Annotated in this window: 25 protein-coding genes; 10 read left to right on the plus strand and 15 right to left on the minus strand. The window is 61.0% G+C overall.

Translation table 11 applies throughout. The features are described from left to right. Positions 1 to 58 precede the first annotated feature (58 nt). Complete coding sequence (locus NKI08_RS06260; RefSeq protein ID WP_352613081.1) at positions 59 to 1141, minus strand: trypsin-like serine peptidase; 1083 nt, start codon at positions 1139 to 1141, stop codon at positions 59 to 61. Between the two features lie 390 nt (positions 1142 to 1531). Here NKI08_RS06260 and NKI08_RS06265 point away from each other — a divergent pair, with 390 nt between their 5' ends. After that, positions 1532 to 2620: a S1 family serine peptidase gene (locus NKI08_RS06265; protein ID WP_352767827.1), complete on the plus strand. Its 1089-nt coding sequence runs from the start codon at positions 1532 to 1534 to the stop codon at positions 2618 to 2620. 67 nt (positions 2621 to 2687) lie between these two features. On the opposite strand, the gene NKI08_RS06270 is transcribed toward NKI08_RS06265, so the two are convergent. Further along, positions 2688 to 3038, minus strand: coding sequence for a hypothetical protein (locus NKI08_RS06270; RefSeq protein ID WP_352767829.1), 351 nt, complete (start codon positions 3036 to 3038; stop codon positions 2688 to 2690). Between the two features lie 190 nt (positions 3039 to 3228). Here NKI08_RS06270 and NKI08_RS06275 point away from each other — a divergent pair, with 190 nt between their 5' ends. Both NKI08_RS06275 and NKI08_RS06280 read left to right on the plus strand, forming a co-directional pair. Next, complete coding sequence (locus NKI08_RS06275; RefSeq protein ID WP_352767010.1) at positions 3229 to 3528, plus strand: DUF2934 domain-containing protein; 300 nt, start codon at positions 3229 to 3231, stop codon at positions 3526 to 3528. 535 nt (positions 3529 to 4063) lie between these two features. Continuing rightward, positions 4064 to 4429, plus strand: coding sequence for a hypothetical protein (locus NKI08_RS06280; RefSeq protein WP_352767831.1), 366 nt, complete (start codon positions 4064 to 4066; stop codon positions 4427 to 4429). Positions 4430 to 4558: 129 nt separating this feature from the next. Here NKI08_RS06280 and mgrA read toward each other — a convergent pair whose 3' ends face one another. From mgrA to NKI08_RS06315, 7 genes are all read right to left on the minus strand, one after another. Beyond that, positions 4559 to 5605 carry an L-glyceraldehyde 3-phosphate reductase gene (mgrA, locus tag NKI08_RS06285; protein ID WP_352767833.1) on the minus strand — a complete coding sequence of 349 codons (1047 nt, stop codon included), beginning with the start codon at positions 5603 to 5605 and terminating at the stop codon, positions 4559 to 4561. A 129-nt stretch (positions 5606 to 5734) separates the two neighbouring features. Next, positions 5735 to 6883: a Gfo/Idh/MocA family protein gene (locus NKI08_RS06290; RefSeq protein WP_352767835.1), complete on the minus strand. Its 1149-nt coding sequence runs from the start codon at positions 6881 to 6883 to the stop codon at positions 5735 to 5737. A gap of 12 nt (positions 6884 to 6895) precedes the next feature. Beyond that, on the minus strand, positions 6896 to 7642 hold the full coding sequence (locus NKI08_RS06295) for a sugar phosphate isomerase/epimerase family protein (protein WP_023675224.1): 747 nt from the start codon (positions 7640 to 7642) through the stop codon (positions 6896 to 6898). 85 nt (positions 7643 to 7727) lie between these two features. Beyond that, entirely contained in the window at positions 7728 to 8840 is a 1113-nt protein-coding gene (locus NKI08_RS06300; RefSeq protein WP_352448362.1) for an ABC transporter ATP-binding protein, read from the minus strand. A gap of 5 nt (positions 8841 to 8845) precedes the next feature. Continuing rightward, positions 8846 to 9775, minus strand: coding sequence for a carbohydrate ABC transporter permease (locus tag NKI08_RS06305; RefSeq protein ID WP_023675222.1), 930 nt, complete (start codon positions 9773 to 9775; stop codon positions 8846 to 8848). Next, positions 9768 to 10661, minus strand: a complete 894-nt coding sequence (locus NKI08_RS06310; RefSeq protein ID WP_352448363.1) for a carbohydrate ABC transporter permease — start codon at positions 10659 to 10661, stop codon at positions 9768 to 9770. Before NKI08_RS06310 ends, NKI08_RS06305 begins: the two co-directional genes overlap by 8 nt. A 107-nt stretch (positions 10662 to 10768) precedes the next feature. Then, positions 10769 to 12007 carry an ABC transporter substrate-binding protein gene (locus NKI08_RS06315; RefSeq protein WP_352767837.1) on the minus strand — a complete coding sequence of 413 codons (1239 nt, stop codon included), beginning with the start codon at positions 12005 to 12007 and terminating at the stop codon, positions 10769 to 10771. A 394-nt stretch (positions 12008 to 12401) separates the two neighbouring features. Between NKI08_RS06315 and NKI08_RS06320 the strand changes: the two genes are divergently transcribed. The 7 genes from NKI08_RS06320 to NKI08_RS06350 all read left to right on the plus strand — a co-directional run bounded on the left by NKI08_RS06320 (position 12402) and on the right by NKI08_RS06350 (position 17996). Next, positions 12402 to 13451 carry a LacI family transcriptional regulator gene (locus NKI08_RS06320; RefSeq protein WP_352767839.1) on the plus strand — a complete coding sequence of 350 codons (1050 nt, stop codon included), beginning with the start codon at positions 12402 to 12404 and terminating at the stop codon, positions 13449 to 13451. A 333-nt stretch (positions 13452 to 13784) separates the two neighbouring features. Further along, positions 13785 to 13955 (plus strand): hypothetical protein, encoded by a 171-nt coding sequence (locus tag NKI08_RS06325; RefSeq protein WP_352767841.1) that lies wholly within the window; start codon positions 13785 to 13787, stop codon positions 13953 to 13955. Between the two features lie 26 nt (positions 13956 to 13981). Next, positions 13982 to 14563, plus strand: a complete 582-nt coding sequence (locus NKI08_RS06330) for an ABC-three component system protein (protein ID WP_352767843.1) — start codon at positions 13982 to 13984, stop codon at positions 14561 to 14563. Further along, complete coding sequence (locus tag NKI08_RS06335) at positions 14560 to 15081, plus strand: ABC-three component system middle component 5 (protein ID WP_352767845.1); 522 nt, start codon at positions 14560 to 14562, stop codon at positions 15079 to 15081. The genes NKI08_RS06330 and NKI08_RS06335 overlap by 4 nt, the downstream gene beginning before the upstream one ends. Beyond that, the gene (locus tag NKI08_RS06340) at positions 15068 to 17014 is read left to right on the plus strand and encodes an AAA family ATPase (RefSeq protein WP_352767847.1); all 1947 of its coding nucleotides are present in this window, start codon (positions 15068 to 15070) and stop codon (positions 17012 to 17014) included. The genes NKI08_RS06335 and NKI08_RS06340 overlap by 14 nt, the downstream gene beginning before the upstream one ends. A 9-nt stretch (positions 17015 to 17023) precedes the next feature. Then, entirely contained in the window at positions 17024 to 17314 is a 291-nt protein-coding gene (locus NKI08_RS06345; RefSeq protein ID WP_352767849.1) for a DCL family protein, read from the plus strand. A 49-nt stretch (positions 17315 to 17363) separates the two neighbouring features. Next, the gene (locus NKI08_RS06350) at positions 17364 to 17996 is read left to right on the plus strand and encodes a hypothetical protein (protein WP_352767851.1); all 633 of its coding nucleotides are present in this window, start codon (positions 17364 to 17366) and stop codon (positions 17994 to 17996) included. Between the two features lie 178 nt (positions 17997 to 18174). Here NKI08_RS06350 and NKI08_RS06355 read toward each other — a convergent pair whose 3' ends face one another. The 6 genes from NKI08_RS06355 to NKI08_RS06380 all read right to left on the minus strand — a co-directional run bounded on the left by NKI08_RS06355 (position 18175) and on the right by NKI08_RS06380 (position 23539). Then, entirely contained in the window at positions 18175 to 18405 is a 231-nt protein-coding gene (locus NKI08_RS06355; RefSeq protein ID WP_352767853.1) for a hypothetical protein, read from the minus strand. A 187-nt stretch (positions 18406 to 18592) separates the two neighbouring features. Then, a complete protein-coding gene (gnd, locus tag NKI08_RS06360) occupies positions 18593 to 20017 on the minus strand; it encodes an NADP-dependent phosphogluconate dehydrogenase (RefSeq protein ID WP_352767855.1) in 1425 nt (474 codons plus the stop codon). A gap of 293 nt (positions 20018 to 20310) precedes the next feature. Beyond that, positions 20311 to 21951, minus strand: coding sequence for a copper resistance CopC/CopD family protein (locus NKI08_RS06365; protein ID WP_352767857.1), 1641 nt, complete (start codon positions 21949 to 21951; stop codon positions 20311 to 20313). Positions 21952 to 22003: 52 nt separating this feature from the next. Further along, the gene (locus NKI08_RS06370; protein ID WP_352766988.1) at positions 22004 to 22519 is read right to left on the minus strand and encodes a YcnI family copper-binding membrane protein; all 516 of its coding nucleotides are present in this window, start codon (positions 22517 to 22519) and stop codon (positions 22004 to 22006) included. A gap of 25 nt (positions 22520 to 22544) precedes the next feature. Further along, a complete protein-coding gene (locus NKI08_RS06375) occupies positions 22545 to 23081 on the minus strand; it encodes a copper chaperone PCu(A)C (RefSeq protein WP_352766987.1) in 537 nt (178 codons plus the stop codon). Between the two features lie 101 nt (positions 23082 to 23182). Continuing rightward, positions 23183 to 23539, minus strand: a complete 357-nt coding sequence (locus NKI08_RS06380) for a DUF2946 family protein (RefSeq protein WP_352766986.1) — start codon at positions 23537 to 23539, stop codon at positions 23183 to 23185. Positions 23540 to 23634 lie beyond the last annotated feature (95 nt).

Genomic DNA, 23634 nt, shown 5'->3' on the forward strand with positions numbered 1-23634 from the left:
GGAAATGCTCCGCCGCCGGCCGGTTTTCCGCGACGATCGCGGCGGAAACTCTGCAGGCCTATTTGTACAGGCTGTTGATCCACTGGACGTTGATGGCGTTCAGGCGCACGGCGGTATTGGCATCCGGGCTCTCGGCCACGTTCACGCCGGTGATGACGCGCTGCTTGGAGCCATTGTCATAGGCATAGACCGAGCTGCCGCTCGACCCTGGATAGGTGTCGCAGTCGTACTGGAAATACTCGGTGGCGATGTTTTCGGCATGCACTTCGCAGGTCGCCTTCCACATCGTGCCCATCGGCTTGTCGCCGGGATAGCCGATGATGTTGGCGGTGAAATCGCCGAGGTCGTCATAATTGGCATAGCCGAGCCAGCCGAGGTTGGTGCCGACATCCTGCTTCAGGGTGACGATGCCGAGATCCCACGGCACGACCGAGCCGTAAAAGCCCTGGTAATTGTCGATGAAGCCCTGGATGACATAAGCGCTTTCATAGGTGAAGGCGCCGAACGGCGCGTCGTCGGCAGTCTTGCCGTTGAGAGCCGGCACGAACAGGATATCGTCGAGCCAGGCCTTGTCCTCGTGGCTGTAGAGGCAGTGCGCCGCGGTGAGCACCGTGCGCGGGCCGATCAGCGTCGCCGAGCAGCTGCCATAACTGCCGCTCTTCGATTTGCCTTCGAGATAGCCGATCGCGGTGAACGGGTAGGTTTTGGTATTCTTGATCTGCTCGCGGTCGTCCGTGCCGAACACCTGACGGCCGGCCTCTTCGCCTCCGCTCAGTCCGGAATTGTCGGACTTCTGCCCGTCGGCGGGCGCGTTCATGTCCTTGATGACAAGGTCCTTCAGCGCCTCGTTCGGGTCAATCTTGATGTCCTTGCCATCGGCGGAGCGGCCGACGATGCCATAGGATTTGACGGCCGTTGCTTCGTCGGTGAGCGGCGCGGCGCGGTTGGCCTCGTCGTCGGTCAGTTTCGGCGGGGCGATTGGTTTCGCCCGGCCGGGCTTGTAATCGCCCGATGTTACATCCCGCATGCTTTCGCCGTTGCCGGCATTGGCGGAACCTGGATCGGCAGCCAAGGCAGGAACCGCCCACATTGCGGTGGAAAGCAACGCGGACGCAATAATGCTATGTGTCAGTTTTGTCATGGTGAGACTCTCCCAAAAGTCAGCAAGGACTGGATCAAGATACAGAAATATTGTCGAGATCGTGGTGGCGCAAAAAAATGAAATTGGTTACCGGTGCCTTTACCGGGCCATTATTCAGTGCAGCCAGTTTAGGTCCCCGCCAAAAATGCCTGCAACGGTATACTGCCTAAAATAATCCAACATTGGCAACGACAAATTGCTTCCACATAGCCCGTGGGGGGCTATAGGATTTTGGGCGGGTTGGCTCGACAGCACGACTAGCAGAAATGGTGCTCGGCTTTGTGACGGATCGTGCTTCGCCGTGGAGCATGATCTCACCGGCCGGTTCCATTTCAGTGGACCATGCGTCGGCGACTGACCTGTCGGGAACATCGTCTCAGGGGGTTCGAGGTGAAGATCATCCATAGGTTCAGACCGATTGCCGCCGCCGCGCTGCTCGGCATCGCGGCGGCCTTGCCGGCCGTCAAATCCGTTCATGCCAGGGACGCGGCCGCTCGGCCGGAGGCGGCGATCTCGCCGATGAAACGCGTGGCCGAGGCCAGGGCCAAGGCCAGGGCGGAGAACCCCGACGGCGCCGATCGCGTCTACGGCGGCAAAGAGGCCGAGAAGGGCGCTTACCCGTTCCAGGTGGCATTGCTGACCACCGGCAAACTGGACAAAAGCCCGGCCTCGCAGGCGAATGCGCAGTTCTGCGGCGGCAGCCTGATCGCGCCGCAATGGGTGCTGACGGCGGCGCACTGCCTCAATGACGACGGCGAGCCGATTTCGCCTGATGTGGTCACCGTGCTCACCGGCGCCACCGATCTGAGCGAGGGCAAGCGCTACAAGGCGGTGGAGATCATCGTCAACGAGGGCTACAGCGAGCAGACGCTGGACAACGATCTCGGCTTGATCCGGCTGGCCGCGCCGGCCGATGCCCCGACCATCAAAATTGCCCGTGAGCCGACACCAGACGCCGGCAAGACGACGGTCACCGGCTGGGGCAAGATGCAGGACGGAACGTTTCCCACCGCACTGATGGTCGCCGACCTGGACCTCCAGCCGAACGCAACCTGCAACAGCGGCATCAAGGCGATTTATGCGCATGATTTGAAGGCAGCGCTCGGCGAACTCGCCCGCCGCATGCGTTATTCGGAAAGGGGCATCGAGGCGGCCGCCAACGCGATTGCGGCCGATATGGCCGATCCGCTGACCGGCAACATGATCTGCGCCGGCACGGCCAGCGGCGAGCGCGACGCCTGCAATGGCGACAGCGGCGGACCGCTGTTCATGACCGGCGCCGATGGTCCGGTGCAGGTCGGCGTCGTCAGCTGGGGCGAAGGGCCGGCCGACGGCGGCACCGCCTGCGGCCACAAGAACGCCTACGGCATCTACACGCGGCTGGCCAATTACACCGGCTGGATCGAGGAGAAGATGAGGACGGCAGCGCCCGCAGCGCCCAAAGCCCTCGGCACGGCGCAGAAGCCCGCCACGCCCTGACCGGTGTCATTTGCTGAATGACGGCGGGAGCAATCCCGCCGTTTCTGCCCGGAACCTTAGGTTGGGACTAAAACCAGCGATCGCGGCGCTGGTCTGTGGCGGCCAAGGCGAGGCCCAGTAGCGCCCCTACGGCCGCTCCGAGTATGAAGGCGGACGATATTGTGCCGGGATTCTCCTGGACCACGCCCGACACCGTCTGCGCCCTGTTGCGCAGGGCTTGTGCTGTCCGAGAGGCGCGCTCGGCAGCGTTGTCATACCAGCCGCCGGCGTCTTCGATCGCCTCTTCCGCGCGTTCGGCCAAGGTCCGATTGATCTTGCTGATCTCGCGCCTCAGCTGCGCGACCTGCTTCTCCAGGGCTTCCTGAGCTTCACGTTGAGTCATCTTCGGTGCTGCGGATTCGTTCGGTTCGTCGGCCATGGTAATCTCCTTTGCTCAGGCTCGGCTCAACGGCCGGCCCACTGTGCAGGTTCCTCCGCAAAACGCGTATGTCCGGTGTTTGTTCGGTGAGAAACCGGCTTTTGTCCGGCATGTCTGCGAATTCGGCATCAACATCGGATCGTTCCGGCGCTCCCCGCGTTGGTGAAAACGCCACAAGGGAGGAACCGCCATGGATGACGATCGGCATGAAAAAATTCGGCAGCGAGCCTATGAAATCTGGGTGCGCGAGGGGCGTCCGCACGGCGAACATGAGCGTCATTGGCAGCAGGCAAAACATGAGCTTGGTCTCGACGACGCGGACCGCGTTGCGGCGGGAACGATCGCCAGTTCCGACGTTCTGACGGTCGAGGCACTAGCGATGCGCACCGGGATAACCGGTGATCAGGCGCAAGAGCTGATCGACAGGCTTGGCAACGACAGGGCGACGCTGGAGGAAGCCGCGCGGAACCTCAAGGCAGCCGAAAGCTAGCCGCTGGCTGTCGAGGTCGAAGACGGCTGCCAACTGAAGTGGCAAATCTGACCCCGCGCACGCGAGTTGCCGGACTTATTGTATCCCACGGCATCATCGCCGCGTCCGCATGCGCCGACCGCGGTCGGCGCCAGGACGCTGGCCTATGATGCCGAAATAAATTTTGATAAGGATTGCAGATGTACTGGAGAGTAGAGGAAGATGTATTGAGGTACCGTCCACCTCTTGTCGGCAGTGCGCGATGTCGGGTTGGACCCTGTGCGCGCGGGACTGGTGAGGCAGGCGGCCGATTGGCCTGGTCAAGCGCCCGGGCGCATCTGACGGATCAACTCGACGGCGTTGTGGATCTGAGACCGATGAAGGACCGGCTGCCATCGTCGACGGGCTGTTCGATTTGCTCGACACGGATGTCGCGGCTCAAAAAGGTGCACCGTCACCGTAATTAAATTTCACCAGTTACCGGGCGGACTGTACTGAATGATAGCGATCTTGCCTACTATGCTGTAAATCCATTCAATTCATTGAGGTTTCCGTAATGAGTAATCGGATATCGTGGATTGAGAATACCGAAGTAACTTTGATTAGAATCGAATTGTATTCGGTTGTGATTGAAGCTTTGTCCTTAGACATGGGAGATAGGATATCGATAGATATAAATAGCGATTTTAAAATCTATATTTCAGATGAGCTCTCAAAGTACGATGTCGTAAAACACAACGGATCACTTCCAATTCTTTGGAAATTAATAGGTATGAGCATAGTTTCCGTAAAATTCGATCAAGACGCCCTCGAAATAGAGCTCAACGACGGCGTACGCATCTCTGTCGAACTAGAAATTGGAAAGTTGGAGCAAGTTAGCTTTCGCCGCACAAAGCCAGATACACTCGAACACCTTCCCTGAAGCCCGGCAGAAATTACGGTGACAGTGCACTCTTTACTATGTTCGCCCGGCTGTCGTTGTGTAGATTGACCGCGTGGCTCAAATGCTCGCATCGTCGTTCCCGGTCTGAGTCGTGGATGCCGTCATCGCCTACTTCCTCGGCGGCCCCTTGCGCTCGGCCGATGCCGCCCAGAGATTGATGTCCGACTCGCGGGCAAAGGTGTCGATCTCGGCGAGTTCGGCATCGCTGAAGTCGAGCGCCTTCAGCGCGCCGACGCAATCCTCGACCTGTTCCGGCCGGCTGGCGCCGATCAGCGCCGATGTGACCCTGCCTCGGCGCAGCACCCAGGCCAGCGCCATCTGCGCCAGCGTCTGGCCGCGGCGACGGGCGATGACGTTCAGCGCCTCGATATTGGCGATCGATTTGTCGTTGATGAATGCCGGGCGCAGCGACTTGCCCTGGCTGGCGCGGCTGCCATCGGGGATGCCGCCGAGATATTTGTCGGTCAGCATGCCTTGCGCCAGCGGCGAGAACACGATCGAGCCGACACCAAGCCCCTCCAGCGTATCGAGCAGGCCATCATCCTCGACCCAGCGGTTGAGCATCGAATAGCTCGGCTGATGGATCACGCAAGGCGTGCCGAGCTGCTTCAATATGTCGGCGGCCTCGCGGGTGCGCTGCGAATTATAGGAGGAAATGCCGGCATAGAGCGCCTTGCCCGAGCGCACCGCGTGATCGAGCGCGCCCATCGTTTCCTCCAGCGGGGTGTCGGGGTCGAAGCGGTGCGAATAGAAGATGTCGACATAGTCGAGCCCCATCCGCTTCAGGCTCTGGTCGAGGCTGGCCAGCACATATTTGCGGCCGCCCCACTCGCCATAAGGCCCTGCCCACATTTCGTAGCCGGCCTTGGTCGAGATGATCAGCTCGTCGCGATAACCGGCAAAGTCCGTCCGCAGGATCTCGCCGAACGCCCGCTCCGCCGAGCCGGGCGGCGGGCCGTAATTGTTGGCGAGGTCGAAATGCGTGATGCCCAGATCGAACGCCCTGCGCGTGATCGCCTGCTTGGTTCTATGCGACGTGTCGTCGCCGAAATTGTGCCACAGCCCAAGCGAGATCGCCGGCAGCTTCAGGCCGGACCGCCCGCAGCGATTGTAGACCATCTTGTCATAGCGGTTTTCGGCGGGGACATACGGCATGGGAAATCCTCAAATCGAAACGAGCCCGACGGCTGCCGCCGCGACAGTGGGGCAGTCGAGCTTGCCACCCTTAGCCTCTCCCCACGCAAACGGGGAGAGGCTTTTTGCGGTGCTTGGGAGGTGCGCCGCCTACTTGGTTTTCTTCTTCGCCAGCAGCTCCTTCGCCGCCTTGACGCCGAGTGCCGCGGGCCGCTCGCAGCTGGTCTGCATGGCGACGAACTTTCCGGTCTCGCCCGAACGCAACAGGCCGGTCATGACGTCGACGGCATGCAGCGCCAGTTCCATCGAGCAGCGGTGCGGCCGGCCTTCCCTGATCGCGATCGCCATGTCGGCCAAACCGGCGGTGCGGTAGTTGGCCATCATGCCTTGCGAATGCATCTCGTTGGGCACGCCGAACGGATGCGGCCATTTCGGCAGCTTCTTCACCGGTTTGGCGGCTTCGGTGTAGCGCACTTCGCCGCCGAAGAAGTTCGGATCCGGCACGAACACCGTGCCCGCCTCGCCATAGAGCTCCATGGGCGCGTGGCCGTGGCTCCAGACATCCCAGCTGGTGTTGAGCGTCACCACGGCGCCGTTCTCGAATTCCAGCACGCCGTGGATCGTCGTTGGCGTGGAGACCGGGATCTTTTCGCCGGCGCGCGGCTTCGAGCTGATGATGCGTTCCGTCATCGGGATTGAAGCGAAGGCCGCGACCTGCTTCACCGGCCCGATCAGCTGGATCAGGTTGGTGATGTAATAGGGTCCGATATCGAGCACCGGCCCGGCGCCCGGCTGGAAGAAGAAGTCCGGATTGGGGTGCCAATGCTCCATGCCATGGCTCATCACATGACAGGTGCCGCTGGTGATCCTGCCGAGCCTGCCGGTGTCGATCAGGTCGCGGACAAGCTGGTGCGCGCCGCCGAGGAAGGTGTCGGGCGCCGAACCGATGCGCAGCCCCTTGCTTTCCGCCCGTTTTTTCAGGTCGAGCCCTTCCTTGACCGACAGCACGAAGGGCTTCTCCGAATAGACGTGCTTGCCGGCGTCGAGGATCTGCTTCGAAACCTCGTAATGCACCGCCGGAATGGTCAGGTTGACGATGATGTCGATATCGTCGGCCTTGAGCAGCCCCTCGACGGTCTCGGCGCGCAGTTTGAACTCTTTTGCCCGCGCTTTCGCCGCTTCCATGTTGATGTCGGCGCAGGCGCGCATCTCGATGCCGCGAAACAGCGGTGCCAGCGAGAAATACGCCTTCGAGATGTTGCCGCAGCCGATGACGCCGATGCCAAGTTTTGTTGCCATGCTGGTGTGCTCCTAATAGGTTTTGGCGGCTGCGATCGAGCGGCGGGCGAAGCGCTCGATATCATTGGGATTGTCCTGTTCCATGACGTAGTATTTCGCGGCGCTTTTGGCGCGTAGCGCCTTGATCAGGCCGGGCCAGTCGATGGTGCCGTGGCCGACGTCGGACCAGCCGTCCTCGTCGAGGCCCTCGCCCGGCTTGGCCAGGTCCTTGACATGGACGGCGACGATGCGCTTGCCGTGCTTCTCGATCCAGGGCAGCGGATCGACGCCGCCGCGCACCACCCAGGCGACGTCCATCTCCCAGCCGATGTCGGGCGCGGAGGACAGGATATGGTCCTGCGGCACCGAACCGTCGGCAAGCGCCTTGAACTCGAAATCATGGTTGTGCCAGGCAAAGCCATAGCCGGCTTTCCTGGCCGTCTCGCCGACCTTGGCCAGGCGTTCGCCGAAGCCGCGCCAGCCGGCTGTGTCGGCCGGCCTGAACTCGGCGTTCAGGAACGGGCAGATGAGCAGCGTGATGCCGAGCGCGTCGGCCGTCCTGCGCACGCCGTCGAAATCCTTCTCGAGCGCGTCGATCGAGAAATGCCCGGTCGGCATGGCGAGCCCGTTTTTGTCGAGCTCGGCACGGAACGCCTTGGGATCGTCATAGACGCCGCCGAACCCTTCGACTTGGCTGTAACCAAGCTCCCCCAGCATCTTGAGCACGCCCTCCCAGGGCTGGAAATTGCGGGCGCTGTAAAGTTGGAATGACCAGTTCATCGTCTCTGTCCGTTTTCTTGTGGATGGTTAGTTTGGGGGATGAGTCTTGCGGGAGTAGAAGAGTCTTGGGAGGCTAAATCATGCTCTAGAGGCGGTTACCTGTGGCGGCGTCGAAAAGCGAGGCGCGCATCGGGTCAAAACCGATGCCGACCGCCTCGGCGTTGTTTGGCGTGCGCTCGGCCGTCACCCGCACGGTGAAATTCTGGCCGGCGAGCTTCAGCCAGACCAGCGTGTCGGAACCCATGGGCTCGACGACCTCGACATTTGCCGTGGCTGCGAACGGCCATCCCGTGCCGCTGTTGAACGCCACGTGCTCGGGGCGGATGCCGAACACGGCCGGCCCTGGCACCGGGTCCTTCTCGAAAGCATAGGTGGCAAGCGGTATCCGCACATCCTCGGCGACGAAGTGCCAGTCGCCTGCCGCTTGCTCCAGTCTGCCGTCGAGGAAGTTCATTGCCGGCGAGCCGAGGAAGCCGGCGACAAACCGGTTGACCGGCCGGTTATAGATGGTCTGCGGCGCATCGAGCTGCTGGATGACGCCGCCCTTCATCACCGCGATACGGTCGGCCAGCGTCATCGCCTCGATCTGGTCGTGGGTGACGTAGATCATGGTGTTCTCGAGCTTGCGATGCAGCAGCTTGATCTCGACGCGCAATTCCGCGCGCAGCTTGGCGTCGAGGTTGGAGAGCGGCTCGTCGAACAGAAAGACATCGACGTCACGCACAAGTGCGCGCCCGATCGCCACGCGCTGGCGCTGGCCGCCGGACAGCGCCGCCGGCTTGCGATGCAAAAGCGGTTCGATCTGCAGGATCTCGGCGGCCCGGGCGATGCGCTTGGCGATCTCGTCCTTGGCGAGGCCGGCAACGCGCAGCCCGAACGACAGGTTCTTCTCCACCGTCATCTGCGGATAGAGCGCGTAGGACTGGAACACCATGCCGATGCCGCGATCCTTGGGCTCTTCCCAGGTGACGTTCTTGCCCTTGATGAAGATGCGGCCTTCGGAAACGTCGAGCAGCCCGGCAATGCAGTTGAGCAAGGTCGACTTGCCGCAGCCGGACGGACCGAGCAGCACGATGAATTCGCCTTCGGCAACATCGAGGTTGAGCGTCTGCAGCACCGATATCGCACCGAAATTCAGCGACAGGTTCTGGATCGAGACGCTGGTGCCGTTTGCCGCAATGCTGCCGTTTGCGTTCATCGCCATCATCCTTTCACCGCGCCGGCGGCGATGCCGCGCACAAACAATTTTCCGGACAGGAAATAGACGATCAGCGGCACCAGGCCGGTCAGGATGGTGGCTGCCATGTTGACGTTGTATTCCTTCACGCCTTGCACCGAGTTGACGATGTTGTTGAGCTGCACCGTCATCGGATAGGTGTCGGGGCGGGTGTAGACGACGCCGAACAGGAAGTCGTTCCAGATGCCGGTCACCTGCAGGATGATGGCGACGACAAAGATCGGCAGCGACATCGGCAGCATGATGCGGAAATAAATGCCCCAGAAGCCGGCGCCGTCGACACGCGCTGCCCGGAACAGCTCCTCCGGCATGGAGGTAAAGTAGTTGCGGAACAACAGTGTGAGGATCGGCATGCCGAAGATGGAATGGACGATCACCAGGCCGCTGAGGCTGCCGTAAAGGCCGACTTCGCGCAGGATGATAACGATCGGATAGATCATCACCTGATAGGGGATGAAGGCGCCGACGATCAGGATGATGAAGAAGGTGTCGGCACCTTTGAAGCGCCAGTTGGCAAGCGCATAGCCGTTCACCGAGGCGAGCGCGATCGACAGGATCACCGACGGGATCGTGATGCGCACCGAATTCCAGAAGCCACGCGACAGCCCGTCGCAGTTGAGCCCGGTGCAGGCGCTCGACCAGGCCTTGACCCATGGCTCGAAGGTGATCTCCATCGGCGGCGAGAAGATGTTGCCGAGGCGTATCTCGGGCATGCCTTTGAGCGACGTCACCACCATCACATAGAGCGGCAAAAGATAGTAGAGCGCCACCACGATGAGCGTGCCGTAGAGGAAGATGTTGCGGCGCGAGAACATATGCCGCGGCTTCGGCCCGCTCGGCCCGTACGCTTCGAGCGTGCCGGGGCCGGCCGGCAAGGAAACGGTATGGTCAGACACGCTTCTTGCCTCCAAACTCGAGATAGGCCCACGGCACGATGACGATGATCACCGACAGCAGCATCATCGTCGAGGCGGCGAACCCCTGACCGAGGTTCTGGGCGAAGAACATGTAGTCATAGACATATTTGGCCGGGACTTCGGAGGCGATGCCGGGCCCGCCGCTGGTCTGGGCGACAACCAGGTCATAGATCTTGACGATACCGGCAGCGATGATGACAAGCGTGGTGATGAAGACCGGCCGCATCATCGGTATGATGATGAACAGATAGGTCTTCCAGGTCGGTATCCCGTCGACCCGCGCTGCCTTCCAGATATCCTCGTCGATCCCGCGCAGGCCGGCCAGCATCAGGCACATGATGAGCCCGGTGCCCTGCCAGAGAGCGGCGATCAATATGCCGTAGATGACGATGCTGGAATCATAGAGCGGATTGAAGCTGAAGCTCGTCCAGCCGAGGCTGCGCACCACTCCCTGGATCCCGAACTCGGGGTTGAGCAACCACTGCCAGACGAGGCCGGTGACGATGAAGGAGAGGGCGAAGGGATAGAGGAAAATGGTCCGGAACGTGTCCTCGAACCGGATCTTCTGGTCGAGCAGGGCGGCAAGCAGGAAGCCGATCACCAGCGAGAACAGCAGCGACAGCACGCCGTAGATCAGCAGGTTCTCGATCGAGACCAGCCAGCGCGGCACCGACCACAGCCGGTAGTACTGGTCGAGCCCGACGAAATTTAGCCGTGGCAGGAGCTTCGAACTGGTGAAGGAATAAAGCACCGTCCACGCGCTGCCGCCGACAAAGATCACCAGCGCTGTGAGGATCATTGGGATCGAGGCGATCTTCGCATTGAGGTTGCGAAAGAGTTGGCTAGGGCGTTCGCTCTTGCTCATCTGCACAGCCGCTTTGGATCGGGTAAGGGCCGGAGGGTCAAGAGGCCTTGACCCGAGCTCCCGACCCTGCGTTTGCAGGGGCGGGAGTGAGGCGGTCGGTCGATCGCTCAATCGGCCGAACCGACAATGGCGGCGAAGCGCTTCTGCGCATCTTCCACGGTCATGTCCTGCTTGGCGAAGAACTCGGAGAAAAGATCCTCCTTCTGCTTCTGCGTATCCTGCGAAAGCAGCTGGTCGGTCCAGGGCATGATATTGCCCTTGGCGAGAATTTCGAGCCCCTTCTTCATGCAGTCGTTCGCCGCCTTGAGGTCGACGTCGCCGCGTACCGGCAGCGAACCTTTCTTGAGATTGAAGGCGACCTGCGTCTTGGGATCGAGCAGCGTGTGGGCCAGCACTTCCTGTGCCTTCGATTTTTCGGGATCCTTCAGCAGCGGGAAGTAGAAAGCGTCGCCGCCGGTGGCGATCATCTCGTTGAGACCGAGGCCCGGAAGGCAAGTATAGTCCTTGCCGGCGACCTGACCGGCAACCTGGAACTCGCCCTGCGCCCAGTCACCCATGATCTGGCCGCCCGCCTTGCCGGTGATGACCAGATTGGTGGCCTGGTTCCAGTCCTGCACATTGGTGTTCTTGGCCATCTTGCGGGCATCGTCCGCGGCCTTGAAGACCTTGGCGACCTCGGGCCCGGCGGCGAATTCCGCGTCCTTGTCCTTGTAGACCTTGAGGAAGGCGTCGGTGCCGCCGACCGCCGCGAGCAGCACGTCGAAAGCGCCGGAGGCCTGCCAGGGCTGGCCGCCGACCGCTAGCGGCTGGATGCCTGCCTTTTCAAGCGCGGGCGCCGCAGCGACATATTCATTCCAGTTCTTCGGCACCGGCACGCCGGCCTTTTTGAAGGCCGCATTCGACAGCCACAGCCACTGCCAGGAGTGGATATTGACGGGCACGCAATAGATCTTGCCGTCGAGGGTACAGCCGTCGAGCAGGCTCTTCGGCTGCACGATTTCCGTCCACTTTTCCTTGGTGGCGAGATCGGTGAGGTCGCGCATCAGCCCGGCCTGCACCAATTCTTCCGCCTGCCGGCCGTGATTGAACTGGGTCGCGCCCATCGGGTCGCCGCCGGTGATGCGGCTGATCATGATCGGCCGCGCCGTGCCGCCGGAGCCGGCGATGGCGCCGTCAACCCAGTGATTGCCGGTTGCGTCGAAAGCCTTGGCGAGTTCGGCGACCGCTGCCGCCTCGCCGCTGGAGGTCCACCAATGGGTGACTTCCAGATCCGTCGCGGCCGCCGGGCCGGCAAATTGCAGCGCGACCGTCGCAGCCAGCGCAGCAGTCATGAGTTGGTATCGCATTTCGTTCCTCCCAGAATCTGAAACGTTACAGATTTTCGATACGGCAATTGCTTGAGGCGCGCAACCCCTCAGGCGAAGGTGGCATCAAGTTTTTTCGAAGCGCGAATAAAATCGCGCGGCTCGTCGGCCTACCGCATCGCAACAAGAGGGGTTGCACTGCAAAATGCAATGCTGCGACGCCAGAAAACCGGAAAAGCTCCTTCTGTCGCTCTTTTTTGCGCCGACCGGAGTGCCGCTCGTTTTGCGCCTGTCACCAGTGATATCGCCACGGCAGTGACAATCTGTAACGTTTCAGTATATAGCGGTCTCATTCGGTGAAGGCCCGCGGCGTACCCGCGGCCCGCCGATTGCCGGCCTGCCCGGCAACTGCTATGCGCCTGACGGGGCGGGATGAATGAACAGGCATCAAAAAGAGAAGGCCGACGAAGCGTCGGGCCCGGGCCGGCCGACACTGAAGACGCTCGCCTTCATGACCGGGCTGGGCGTCACCACCGTGTCGCGCGCGCTGAAGGATGCGCCCGAGATCGGCGCCGAGACCAGGCGGCGCGTCCAGCTTGTCGCCAAGCAGATCGGTTATCGGCCCAACCGTGCCGGCGTCCGCCTGCGCACCGGCAAGACCAATGTCATCAGCCTGGTGCTCAACACCGAGCACGAGATCATGAGCTTTGTCTCGGATATCATCTACGGCGTTTCCGAAGTCATTGCCGACACGCCCTACCATTTGATCGTGACACCCTACTCGCGCTCGCAGGATCCGCTCGACCCGATCCGCTACCTCGTGGAAACCGGTTCAGCCGACGGCGTCATCATTTCGCGCACGCAGCCGAACGATCCGAGGGCCCGTTATATGCTGGAGCGCGGCATCCCCTTTGCCACGCATGGCCGCACCGATATGGGGCTGATCCATCCCTACCATGATTTCGACAATTACGCTTTCGCAGCCGAGGCGGTGCGCCATCTGGCCGGCCTCGGCCGCCGCCGCCTGGCTCTGTTGGCGCCGCCGGTCGAGCTGACCTATCACGGCCACACGCTCGCCGGCTTTGCCGATGCGCTGAGCGAGGTCGGCGCCAGCGAAATCCCGTTCAACACCGTTTCGATCGATCATTCGATCGAGCAGATCAGAATGCGGACCGCGCAGCTGATGCGCCGCGAAAGCCGCCCGGACGGTTTCATCAGCAGCGCCGCCGCCGCGACGCTCGCCATCGTCGCCGGCATCGAAGACGCCGGCCTCAAGCTTGGCCGCGATGTCGATGTGGTGTCCAAACAATCGTCGGAGCTTCTGCACCTGTTTCGCAGCGAATTGCTGGTCGTCAACGAGAACTTCCGGCTGGCCGGCGCCGAACTCGCCCGCTCGGTGCTGGGCTGGATCGGCGGCGCCGCACCCGGCACCCTGCAAAGCCTGAGCGAGCCGGGCGAAGTGCAGGCCTATCGCCGTCCCGACTAGAGCGGGATACGTTGAACTGGGCATCCCGCTCCATCTATTTGTCTTAGCCGCATTTCTGCGACGCCAAGTGATTCCACTTGGCTGCAAAAATGCGCGCTGTTGACTGGCAACCTTGGTGCCGGGAGCGGACGGCAGCTTTCGGCAGCATGGACGCGATAGCTGTCGAAACATGTCACGGCATTGAACCCTGCCGCCGGTTCATTTTACGCACATGAAGGGCTCCCGACGCCCTCCCGCGACTTACTACTGTGATGCGGTGCACAACCCTAAACTGTTGCAAGGAAGCAAAAAGGCGGGCACACGTGGTTAGGGACCGGATTTTGGGGGAATCAAATGGCTTTTGATATTTGGAATTTTCTTGGCGGTTTGCTTGCAGGCACGATTGGCGGCTCTCTGCTGACCTTTCGTTTCACCAAGAACGTGCGCGCTGACCGCCATGGTACGGCGACCGACCAGTCCGGTGCGCGTGCTGGTGGAGACATTGTGGGCCGGGACAAGCGCTAGCTTGCTGACGGCACGATATCACATCAATGAACATCGCGGACCAAGACAGCACGATTTCCAACCAGCAAGGCGCCCAAGCAGGCGGTAACATTGCAGGTCGTGACTACTACAACTTCGAACCTAAAAAGGGTTTGGTCGAAAAACTGCTTCTCAAGTTGCAGGAACAGTACGACTGCAGCGAACAGACCCAGACGGCTATGGACGAGTTGGCGCGATACCATACCCGCCGTGCCGCCGATGGGATTCACGGACTCGAAGCCAAACTCAAAGCGAGCGGGCGCTTTGATTACTATGATGAGGCAATCGAGAAGAAAGAAATGTTCGCGAAGCTGCTGGAGAGGTGGTCTCTATATTCATCGGCACAGCAGATTTTCGTTCACATCCTCGCCAGGGCCGAGAACGAGTTTACTCAGGTGATTTATAGTCAAATTCCGAAGAGGACTCTCGAAGAAATAAATGCTCTCGTGATCGACCGCATTGTGAATCCAATTGTTGAAGAATGCGGCGGCGATCTGATGTCCGTGAACCATAACCTCGTTCAGGGAATGGTGTACTGGCTGGCGGAACAGTGTTTCATCAAGTGGCATCAGGGCGCGGTGGCGGCATGACGCAGCTCACCTACAACGAGGCTTTTGACCCTTACCATGCCGTCTTCAGATTCCTAAGACTTCATCTCGCCTGCGATATCGGCGCCAAATTGCCGTTCGACACTTTGCGCATCTTGGACTTTTATCTTCTCTTCCCATTCCGGCTTCAAGCGATGAAGCTTTTCTCGATCGATACGGGCTGGAGAAAGATAAGCCGATCCTATGACGACCAGGCTCCATACGGCGCGATGCCGGACGACACCACCATTTTTGCCCGAATGGAACCTTTCCAGAGGGCGGCGGCGGCCAGCCTCGTCCACAGTGGCTACCTCGCTTCCGATGCATGGGACTCGAACGAGATTAAATTCACTACTGATGCGCTTCCCGCAACGGTGAAGGTGCGCTGTTCAGAACTGAACACCCGCATGAAAGATGTCGTAGACATCCTGTGCCAGATTAAGGCGCGTTACCCTCTCGGAGGCCGTGACGGACTGAAGGATAGAACAGGGCTTTTGGAGTACCGATATGACTCGGTATGATCCCTGTCTCATCGTTAAGCGCCTGATCGTGAAGCGCGGAGCCTTGATCCTCTACGACGAGGTGTTTCATACCGGCGTCAACGTTATCCGCGGAGACAACTCCTCGGGCAAATCAACGATTATGAACTTTGTTTTCTTTGGGCTAGGGGGCGATCTCGACCGCTCGGCTTGGAGTGAGCATGCACTGTTGTGTGAGCATGTGTGGCTGGAGGCGGAGTTCAATGGCAATCCGGCCGTCCTTCGCCGTCAGATCGATGTCTCATCACAGTCTGCAATGGAAATCTTCGGCGGGCGCTATGAGCAAGCTGTCTCGGCCCCAATCGAGGCGTGGCATCGATACTCCTACGCTCGCTCAAAGAACCAGGAGAGTTTCTCTCAGGCAATCTATCGCCTCCTCGACATGCCGGACGTCGCCGTGGAAGGCACGGCCAGTATCACTATTCATCAGATTCTCCGCCTTCTGTACGCCGATCAGCTCTCGCCGACCGAGAGCCTTTTCCGGTTTGAGGGTTACGATCCTGAGAACCTACGTGAGGCTGTAGGCAACCTGCTATGCGGTGCGTTCGACACCGAAATCTACGAACTGCAACAGCTGAAACGAACAAAGGAACGCGAATTTACAGATATCTCCGCTGAGTTAAAAAGCATATTCAGGGTAGTTGGTGGTGGCGACGAAAGCATGACGCTCGAATGGATCGAGCAACGCCGCAAAGGGTTGCTCGAAGAGCGGGATGCTGTCTCAGCCCAGCTCGTGGTAGCCGAGGAACGCTTCTATTCCAGTCAGTCGTCTGACAAGATTACACTTCATGCTCAAAGGGACGTCTACAAGCAGGTGCAGAAGCTGCAAGTGGACATCGGCCAGAAGCAGGCCGACGTGGATTCCGTGGAATTCGAGCTCTCGGATTCAGCTGCTTTTATAAAAACCCTAAACGCACGCCTTGAGGCTTTGCGCGACGCTGACCTTGCCGCCGAAGTCGTCGGCACCGTTCGCTTTGGAACGTGCCCGGCGTGTTACGCTGAGGTCATTGATCATGACCATGAGGTTGAAGCGTGTCATCTCTGCAAGACGCCGATCGACACTGAACGTGGGCGAGAGCGGGTCGTTGGGATAATAAACGAGCTTTCGATACAAGTAAAACAGTCCGAGCGGCTGCAGGACATCAGAGCCGAGCGTCTCAAAACCCATCAAGTTCAACTAAACGCACTGCAAGCAGCTTGGCGGCTTAAGGCAAAGGAGCTGGCCGATCTCAGCTCAGTGCCAACATCGAAAGCTCGCGAGGAAATTCGTGAGATGCAGCGAAGGCTTGGTTACATTGACAAATCGATCGAGGACATAGAAGCGCAAGTGAAACTTGCCAACAAAATCGGCGATCTATCAGCCAGAAAGTCGCAGCTGGATCAGGACATTCAGGCGCTTGGAACTCGCATCAGTGGCCTCCAGCTTAGCCAGACCGATCGCCTTCGGACCGCAAAGGCCAGTATTGAAAAGAACATCATCGAAATACTCCGTGGCGATCTGAAACGCCAGGATTCCTTCGAGAACCCGGAGCATGTGCTATTCTCCTTCGCGAAAAACACGATCACGGTAGACGAGCATACCTATTTCTCTGCCAGCTCCCGCGTTGTGCTGAAGGCCGCGTTTCTGGTCGGCTTCCTCAAGGCGGCTCTTTATGATCGGCAGTTCCGCCACCCTCGATTCCTTATGATCGATATTACTGAGGACAAGGGGATTGAGCAGGCAAGAAGCCATAACTTCCAGAAACAGGTTATCGAGATTTCTGACCAGGCGCCCGTCGAGCACCAGATCATCCTTGCCACCGCGATGCCCTGGCCTAGTATAAGGCCAGAGCTGTTTGTCGGGAGACATTCTACGCGAGAGCAAGGAACGCTGGGTTTTCTTCCGCGCAAAGTCGATGGCTCTACGGAAGCCTAGGAGACGTCGATGGCGAATGCGCAACCCATTGATATCGCAGGGCACCAATTTGAACGAAAGACAGATGCGCTGGCATTCATGAAGGTCATGCTCAATCGCTATCGCCCGGGGGAAGCTGTAAGCGCGGCTGACGGGGCGTTTCTCGCGGAAGCGCTGAAACGTCATCCTGAGGCCAGAACCAAGATAGGGCCGGGTATACGCAGCTTTGATGTGCGGTCGGCCGACTATGGAACTAAGTGCTTTTGGGTATTGCGGATAGACGGCTCCGAGGCGCGGTTCTCTTACAAGAGCTGCGTGTAGCGGCCATGACGGGGCATGAGCGCTTGAGCGGCCAGTCAGGAGATCAGCCTTGCGCCAAATAGCCGCCGCTGCCAGCGCTCGGTCCGAGTTTATCGCTCCCGGCAAGACGAAAAATGATTGGACTAAATTCGCCAAGCTTCTCGTGCCTGGCGGCGATGCCAATGTTTGGGCTGAAGCCTTCAACACCTATCTTCTCGCCAGACTGCAGAGCCGTTATCTCAGGCCTATAGGGATGCTGCGAGATAAAGGCAAATGGGAAGGCGAAGGCTTCACCATCGTTTCGATTCAGTGTGCGCTGATCGAGTTCCTTGCGGCGACGCGTGCTGGGAAAAAATATAGGCACAGGAACGCTCAGTCTCCGCACGAATATCAAAACAGCCACAAACTATTTGTCGATTTCCTTTTCCAGACCGCACCATTCGACAAGCTATTCTCGGAAGGAGACGCAGGAGATTTTTACACCAGTGTTCGCTGCGCGCTCCTGCACGAGGCGAGAACGAAGGACGGCTGGATTATTTGGGTTAGCGGCGCAGTTCCCGTCGATTGTAACAAGAAAATCGTCTATCGTGATAGCTTCCAGACCACTATCGAAGGCTACATCAACGATTACGGCTTGGCTTTGACGGCCGACGCATCGCTCCAGCGCGCCTTCATCAGGAAGTTTAACGATCTAGCCGCTTAATGGGGATGCGGCCTACTTTTCGAAGACCTAGTTGGTACGCGTAGGTGATGCCTGCTTTAAGACAAAGTTCAATATAGACCAAACGACCGACTATGGGCGCAGTCCCGACGTCCAGATGGCGAACCGCCGGACCGGGACCGAGAAACGGCGCGCTTGAGATCACCCGCGCGCGGCTCTACTAGTCCGAAAACCTCACGCTCACGCCGCGCTGCCGAAAATAGGCCTGCATCAACTTGCGCCCCGAGCGGTTGTTCTGCGCCAACTTGGTCGGATCGAACACCGCGTGTTTTATCCCTTCTCGTGTCAGCGCCGCTTTAAGCGTCGCGATATGTGCGTCGATGTCGGCATTATCCGCCCGCAGCGAGGCATAGATACTTTCGGTCGCCTGGGCCACGGTCGGTTCGTTCACAGGTGTCGTCCTTTGGTTGGTTGAGCGGCGGCTTACCACAGATTCGCGGCCCCGCCGATACCGATGAGACCGTCAATCGTCTCTACCGGCATAGCAGGTTCCTGGCGCGACCCGACACCCAGTTGGTGGCTGGAGATGTCTGCTTTCTGGCAACCGCAAAATTGGACTCTAGGTCCAAGTCGCGGCGCTAACCCGCCACCCCACTTCCCCAAGGACCATGGAAAGCGCCCTGCCCATCGATGCGCTCGAAGCCGTGCGCGCCGAAGAAATCGCGCTGCGCCTGGATCAGGTTCGAGGTGCCGCGGCCCTGCCGGTAACTGTCGAAATAGGCAAGTGCAGATGACAGGGCCGGCACCGGCGAGCCGGATTCGGCCGCCCTTGCGACGACACGGCGAAGCGACGGATGTGCCTCCTGCATCAATGAGACGAAAGCCGGCGCCATCAACAGGTTGGTGGCTGCGCCGCCGCCGCCGAAGGCCTCCGCCATCGTATCCAGCAATTGCGAGCGGATGATGCAGCCGGCCCGCCAGATCTTGGCGATGACCGGCATCGGCAGGTTCCAGTTGAATTCCTTCGACGCGCCGCTCATCACCGCGAAACCTTGCGCGTAGGCGGCGATCTTGCCGGCAAACAGCGCCAGCTCGAGATCGGCGAGCAGGGCGTCCCTGTCTCCGGAAATCTTGCTCACGCCGCCGCCATAGACCTTCTCGGCGGCAAGCCGCTCGTCCTTGATCGACGACAGTACGCGTGCCGCCACAGCCGCCTCGATCGCGGTGGCCGGGATGCCGAGCTGCTGCGCCTCGATCACCGACCATTTGCCGGTGCCTTTCTGGCCGGCGCGGTCGAGGATGATGTCGACCACCGGTTTGCCGGTCTTGGGGTCGTCGGCGGCCAGCACCTTGGCGGTGATCTCGATCAGGTACGAATTGAGCCGGCCCGTGTTCCACTGGGAAAACACCTCAGCGATCTCTTTCGGCCCCATGCCGAGCCCGTCGCGCAAGATGCCGTAGATCTCGGCGATCATCTGCATGTCGGCATATTCGATGCCGTTGTGGATGGTCTTGACGAAATGGCCGGCGCCGTCGGTGCCAAGCCACGCCGCGCAAGGCTCGCCCTTGAACTTGGCCGAGATCGCGGTCAGCACCTTTTCGACGCGCTTCCAGGACTCTTCGGTGCCGCCGACCATGATAGAGGGACCGTGGCGTGCGCCCTCCTCGCCGCCGGACACGCCCATGCCGATGAAGGTCAGGCCCGAATCGGTAAGCTCGGAGAAGCGCCGCATCGTATCGCGGAAATTGGCATTGCCGGCGTCGATGACGATGTCGTTGGCCGACAGCACGCCGCGCAATGCCGCGATCTGCTCGTCGACCGGCTTGCCGGCCAGCACCATGATGATGATCGGCCGCGGCGGCCGGATCGCGGCGGCCAGTTCTTCGAGGCTGTAACAGGGCACCACCCTATCCCGAAGCGCGCCGGCATTTTCGACAAAGGCATCGGTGCGCGCCGCGGTGCGATTGAAGACGGCGATGCGGTGCCCCTTCTCGGCGATATTGAGCGCCAGGTTGGAGCCCATCGTGCCAAGGCCGATCAGGCCTATTTCGGCTTTTTCCATCGTTTCTTCCCTGCTTTCGGATCTTGTTGCTTTGAGCCCGCGATTGGGTTGGACGCCCATTCTTGATGGCGATGATTGACGGGGGTTCGCGGCCGCGTCAACCGCCTCGCCGAATTGTCTTGCAGCCGGGGCGTGTTGAGATGCAGGTCAGGCCGAGCCGGAGCCGAAGACGGGCGCGTAAGCGACCAAACAGGTGGTTTCCGAGAACCGGAGCGGAGCGTACTTAAGTACGTGAGCACCGGAAGCGCAGGATACCGCCATTTGCAGGCCGGCATCACCTGAATATCCGCACGTCACTCCGGCCTGATGTCGATCGGCGCCTCTATCTTCACCATCTCGAAATCCGAGACCAGGATATCGAGCCGCGCCGTCCACCGGCCGGCGACCGGAATGACGAGATCGTCGACGCGCCAGGTGCCGTCGCCAAGCCTCGTCGCCGGGCGCTTGATGGGCTCGATGCCGGAATCGGGCTTTGACAGCACCAGCATTAGCTGCTTGGCGTCGAGCGGGCCGAAATCGCCGGTCATGATGAAGATCGAAGCGGCAACAGGTCCGGTGTGCCCGGGCGCAATGCTGAGATCGGCCATCGCTTGCAGAGTGTGGATATGCACCGACGCCGGCTGTGCCGCGGCGATCGCCAGCGCGCGCGGCGGCGGCGTGAAGCGCCAGCCGGCGGCAACGCCGAAGATCGCCAGCACGATCAGCACCTCGATGGCGATCGAGCGGGCCAGCCGCCTCTGGACTTCCGTCTTTCCCGCCTCGGCGGGGACCGTAAGCTTGAAGCGGTTGACGGCAGCGAGCGTGAACAGAAAGACAAGCAGCACCAGCTTGATCAGCAGCAGCCGGCCATAGGCAGTGTGGACCAGCGCCGACGGCGTTTTCACCTGGATGACGGCGAGCACGATGCCGGCTGCCGCAAGCGCGACCACGACGGGCAGGATCGCTTGCGAAAACCGGCGCAGCAACGGCCCGGCTTCGGCCGGCTGCCGTTTCAAGGCTAGACCGAGCGGCGTCAGCGCTCCGGCCCAGACAGCAATGCCGACGCCGTGCAGAAACACCATCGGCCTTGTCAGCCATTGCGGCTCGGCGGCACTGGCATGCCCGCTGGCGGCAAGTGCTGCGCCAACGCCGACCAGTCCGGCCAAGGCGAGCGGCCTTGCGTCGGCGGGCGGCACGACCAGCGATAGCAGGCCAAGGCCGAGCGCCATCAGCGCGATCAGCACCGTCCAGCCGAAGCTGGTGCCAAGCCCGGTCTGCCAGATGACCGGCTGCGCCAGCCGGGCAAGCGGCGCACCGAGTGCATCCAGCCCCTGGAAACCGAGCGACAGCGGTGCCGCCGCCAACCCGCACAGGATCGCAGCGACGATCATGTTCCGGCCGGATCGACCGCCTTGCGCCAGCCAGGCCTGCGCAAAGGCACCGCCGACGCCGAAAAACAGGCCGATGTATAGAAAAACCTTGCCGATCCAGATCGCCGTTCGAAGCGCCCGGTCGACAGCTTCGGAGGCGGCCGGCGCAGCACTCGGCGCACCGACCGAGAACAGCACCGAGCCGCCGACCGGATGCCCGTCGGCGGAGATTACCCGCCAGCTCAGCACATGCGTGCCCGACGTCAGCGCCTGCGGATTATCGATCTCGACGGTCTGGCCGCTGAGCCGGAAGGAGGTCAGCGGGATCGACGTGCCGTCGGGCCGCACCAGCGTCAGCACCAGCGGCGAAACCGGCTCGCTGAAGGTCAGCGACATCTGCGACGGGCTCTGCGCCAGCACCGCACCGTCAGCCGGCTCGGCCTTGATCAGCGCCGCGTGGGCGAAGGCTGGATCAGGCATGGCAATTACGGCGAGCAGCACGACGACGGCCAGCAGCCCAGCCACAAGCCGGCCAGAATAGTTGCCGGCCATGCAAGCTTGCCGCAGGAAGGATGCCGCGCTCATCTCACCGCCAAGAGCAGCGGCGCGCTCATCCGCCAAAGCGCGCCGCTGGAGCTCACTTCGGCAGCAGCTTGAGGCCGGGCGCCGGAAATTCCAGCGAGTCCTCAGCCTGCCCGGCCGCCGGAATTTCGATCCAGCGATCTGCAATGCCGTCACATTCCTGCACCACCGGGAAATGCAGCGTCTGGCCTGCCGGCAGGTCGGACGCCAGCGTCGCGCGAAAGACGAATTCGTCGTAGAACTCGTCCGGCAGGCTGCCGGCGCTCCAGTCGATCTCCTTGACGCCGTTGGTCACTGCCTGGCCGTAGAGCTGGTAGGACTTCTCGTATTTGCCGTTCTTGACCTGCAGCGTCCAACCCGGCTTCGGCATCGGTTTGACCGAAAGCACCCCTTCCGGGATCTGCACGCGCACGGCGGTCGTCGCCTTGCCCTCGCAGCCATGCGGCACCCGAAGAACCGCCTTGTAGGTCGAGCCCACCGCCGCCTCCGGCGTTTCGAGCGTGATGTGGGCAAAGGCCGCGCTGGTCCCGAGGACAAGAAGCACGCAGCCGGGCAAAAGAGATTTCTTCATGACGGTACCTCTCGAAGCGGCCAAGTCAGTCGTCGTCCTGGGGCGCCGCGCTGCCGATGCCTTGCACGGCGAATTCAATCTGCAGAGGCCCGGCTTTTTCGAAGGTCAGCGTGGCGGAGAACGTTTCGCCCTCCTTGGGCTGCCGCTTCAAATCCATGAACATCAAATGATAGCCGTTAGGCGCCAGCGCGACCTTGCCGCCAGCCGGGATTTCGAGGCCGCCGGTGACCGGCCGCATGGTCATGACGCCATTGCTGACGCCCATCTCGTGCAGTTCGGCCTTGGCCGAAATGTCGGAGGTGATCGACAGCAGGCGATCCGCCGCACTGCCGGTGTTGGTGATGGTGAAGTAGCCGCCGGCCACCTTGGCGCCGGCTGGCGTGGCGCGCGACCAGGGGTGCCCGATCTCGAGATCGCCAAGCTTGAACTCGTGTGCCAACACCGTCTGGGCGCTGGCGAACAGGAGGGCAAGAACGCAAAGGGCGATGCCGAGACGCTGCTCGAAACGACCCAGTGCGAAGCGCCTGCGGCTGGATGCGGCAGCGCGAAAAGAGTGAGACATGATTGCTCCGTGGACTTTAAGGGGGATCGCGCCGATGGCCGGTCGCGAACGATGTCAATAAACGCGCCGGCAAAGCGTTGCGCGGCGCGAACCAGAACGGATCAGGCCGTCGCCGGTGGTGCACGCGGATTGGATGGAGTGCGGGCGCGGGCGAAATCGCGATGCCGGAAGGCCGGCAGGATAAAGGCGATGGTTTCGACGGAAAGGCTGCGAGCCAGGCTCCCGGCGGCATCGGGTGGCGCGTAGACCGCCGAAACGAGGTTGCAGCCAAGCATGCAGCAAGCCGGCATGTGCTGCTGATGCGGATCGCCGGCGGGGAGTTGCGCCGCACCGTCATGGGTGCAGATCGTGTTGCCGAAAGCATCGAATTGCGAGGCGTTCGGCGCGACGCCGGACGCAAACGCGCCGAACATCGACTGGAGCATGAAAAGCCAGGCCGCGGCGAACGCGACCGGCATGCTCCATCGTCTCCGGCGTATGGTCAAGAACCAGCCTCTTCACGCAGCAACGTCAGCTCTCTAGCACGGAGCCGGCGGCCGGAAAATCGCCAAAA

This window comes from Mesorhizobium sp. M0768 (genome assembly GCF_040320195.1).
Classification (GTDB): Bacteria; Pseudomonadota; Alphaproteobacteria; order Rhizobiales; family Rhizobiaceae; genus Mesorhizobium.

Bases quoted from the DNA above. Each gene is read 5' to 3' on its own strand.
- NKI08_RS06260 (WP_352613081.1), bottom strand. From the start codon at position 1,141: ATGACAAAACTGACACATAGCATTATTGCGTCCGCGTTGCTTTCCACC.
- NKI08_RS06270 (WP_352767829.1), bottom strand. From the start codon at position 3,038: ATGGCCGACGAACCGAACGAATCCGCAGCACCGAAGATGACTCAACGT.
- NKI08_RS06275 (WP_352767010.1), top strand. From the start codon at position 3,229: ATGGATGACGATCGGCATGAAAAAATTCGGCAGCGAGCCTATGAAATC.
- NKI08_RS06280 (WP_352767831.1), top strand. From the start codon at position 4,064: ATGAGTAATCGGATATCGTGGATTGAGAATACCGAAGTAACTTTGATT.
- mgrA (WP_352767833.1), bottom strand. From the start codon at position 5,605: ATGCCGTATGTCCCCGCCGAAAACCGCTATGACAAGATGGTCTACAAT.
- NKI08_RS06290 (WP_352767835.1), bottom strand. From the start codon at position 6,883: ATGGCAACAAAACTTGGCATCGGCGTCATCGGCTGCGGCAACATCTCG.
- NKI08_RS06295 (WP_023675224.1), bottom strand. From the start codon at position 7,642: ATGAACTGGTCATTCCAACTTTACAGCGCCCGCAATTTCCAGCCCTGG.
- NKI08_RS06300 (WP_352448362.1), bottom strand. From the start codon at position 8,840: ATGAACGCAAACGGCAGCATTGCGGCAAACGGCACCAGCGTCTCGATC.
- NKI08_RS06310 (WP_352448363.1), bottom strand. From the start codon at position 10,661: ATGAGCAAGAGCGAACGCCCTAGCCAACTCTTTCGCAACCTCAATGCG.
- NKI08_RS06315 (WP_352767837.1), bottom strand. From the start codon at position 12,007: ATGCGATACCAACTCATGACTGCTGCGCTGGCTGCGACGGTCGCGCTG.
- NKI08_RS06320 (WP_352767839.1), top strand. From the start codon at position 12,402: ATGAACAGGCATCAAAAAGAGAAGGCCGACGAAGCGTCGGGCCCGGGC.
- NKI08_RS06325 (WP_352767841.1), top strand. From the start codon at position 13,785: ATGGCTTTTGATATTTGGAATTTTCTTGGCGGTTTGCTTGCAGGCACG.
- NKI08_RS06330 (WP_352767843.1), top strand. From the start codon at position 13,982: ATGAACATCGCGGACCAAGACAGCACGATTTCCAACCAGCAAGGCGCC.
- NKI08_RS06335 (WP_352767845.1), top strand. From the start codon at position 14,560: ATGACGCAGCTCACCTACAACGAGGCTTTTGACCCTTACCATGCCGTC.
- NKI08_RS06340 (WP_352767847.1), top strand. From the start codon at position 15,068: ATGACTCGGTATGATCCCTGTCTCATCGTTAAGCGCCTGATCGTGAAG.
- NKI08_RS06345 (WP_352767849.1), top strand. From the start codon at position 17,024: ATGGCGAATGCGCAACCCATTGATATCGCAGGGCACCAATTTGAACGA.
- gnd (WP_352767855.1), bottom strand. From the start codon at position 20,017: ATGGAAAAAGCCGAAATAGGCCTGATCGGCCTTGGCACGATGGGCTCC.
- NKI08_RS06365 (WP_352767857.1), bottom strand. From the start codon at position 21,951: ATGAGCGCGGCATCCTTCCTGCGGCAAGCTTGCATGGCCGGCAACTAT.
- NKI08_RS06370 (WP_352766988.1), bottom strand. From the start codon at position 22,519: ATGAAGAAATCTCTTTTGCCCGGCTGCGTGCTTCTTGTCCTCGGGACC.
- NKI08_RS06375 (WP_352766987.1), bottom strand. From the start codon at position 23,081: ATGTCTCACTCTTTTCGCGCTGCCGCATCCAGCCGCAGGCGCTTCGCA.
- NKI08_RS06380 (WP_352766986.1), bottom strand. From the start codon at position 23,539: ATGCCGGTCGCGTTCGCCGCGGCCTGGCTTTTCATGCTCCAGTCGATG.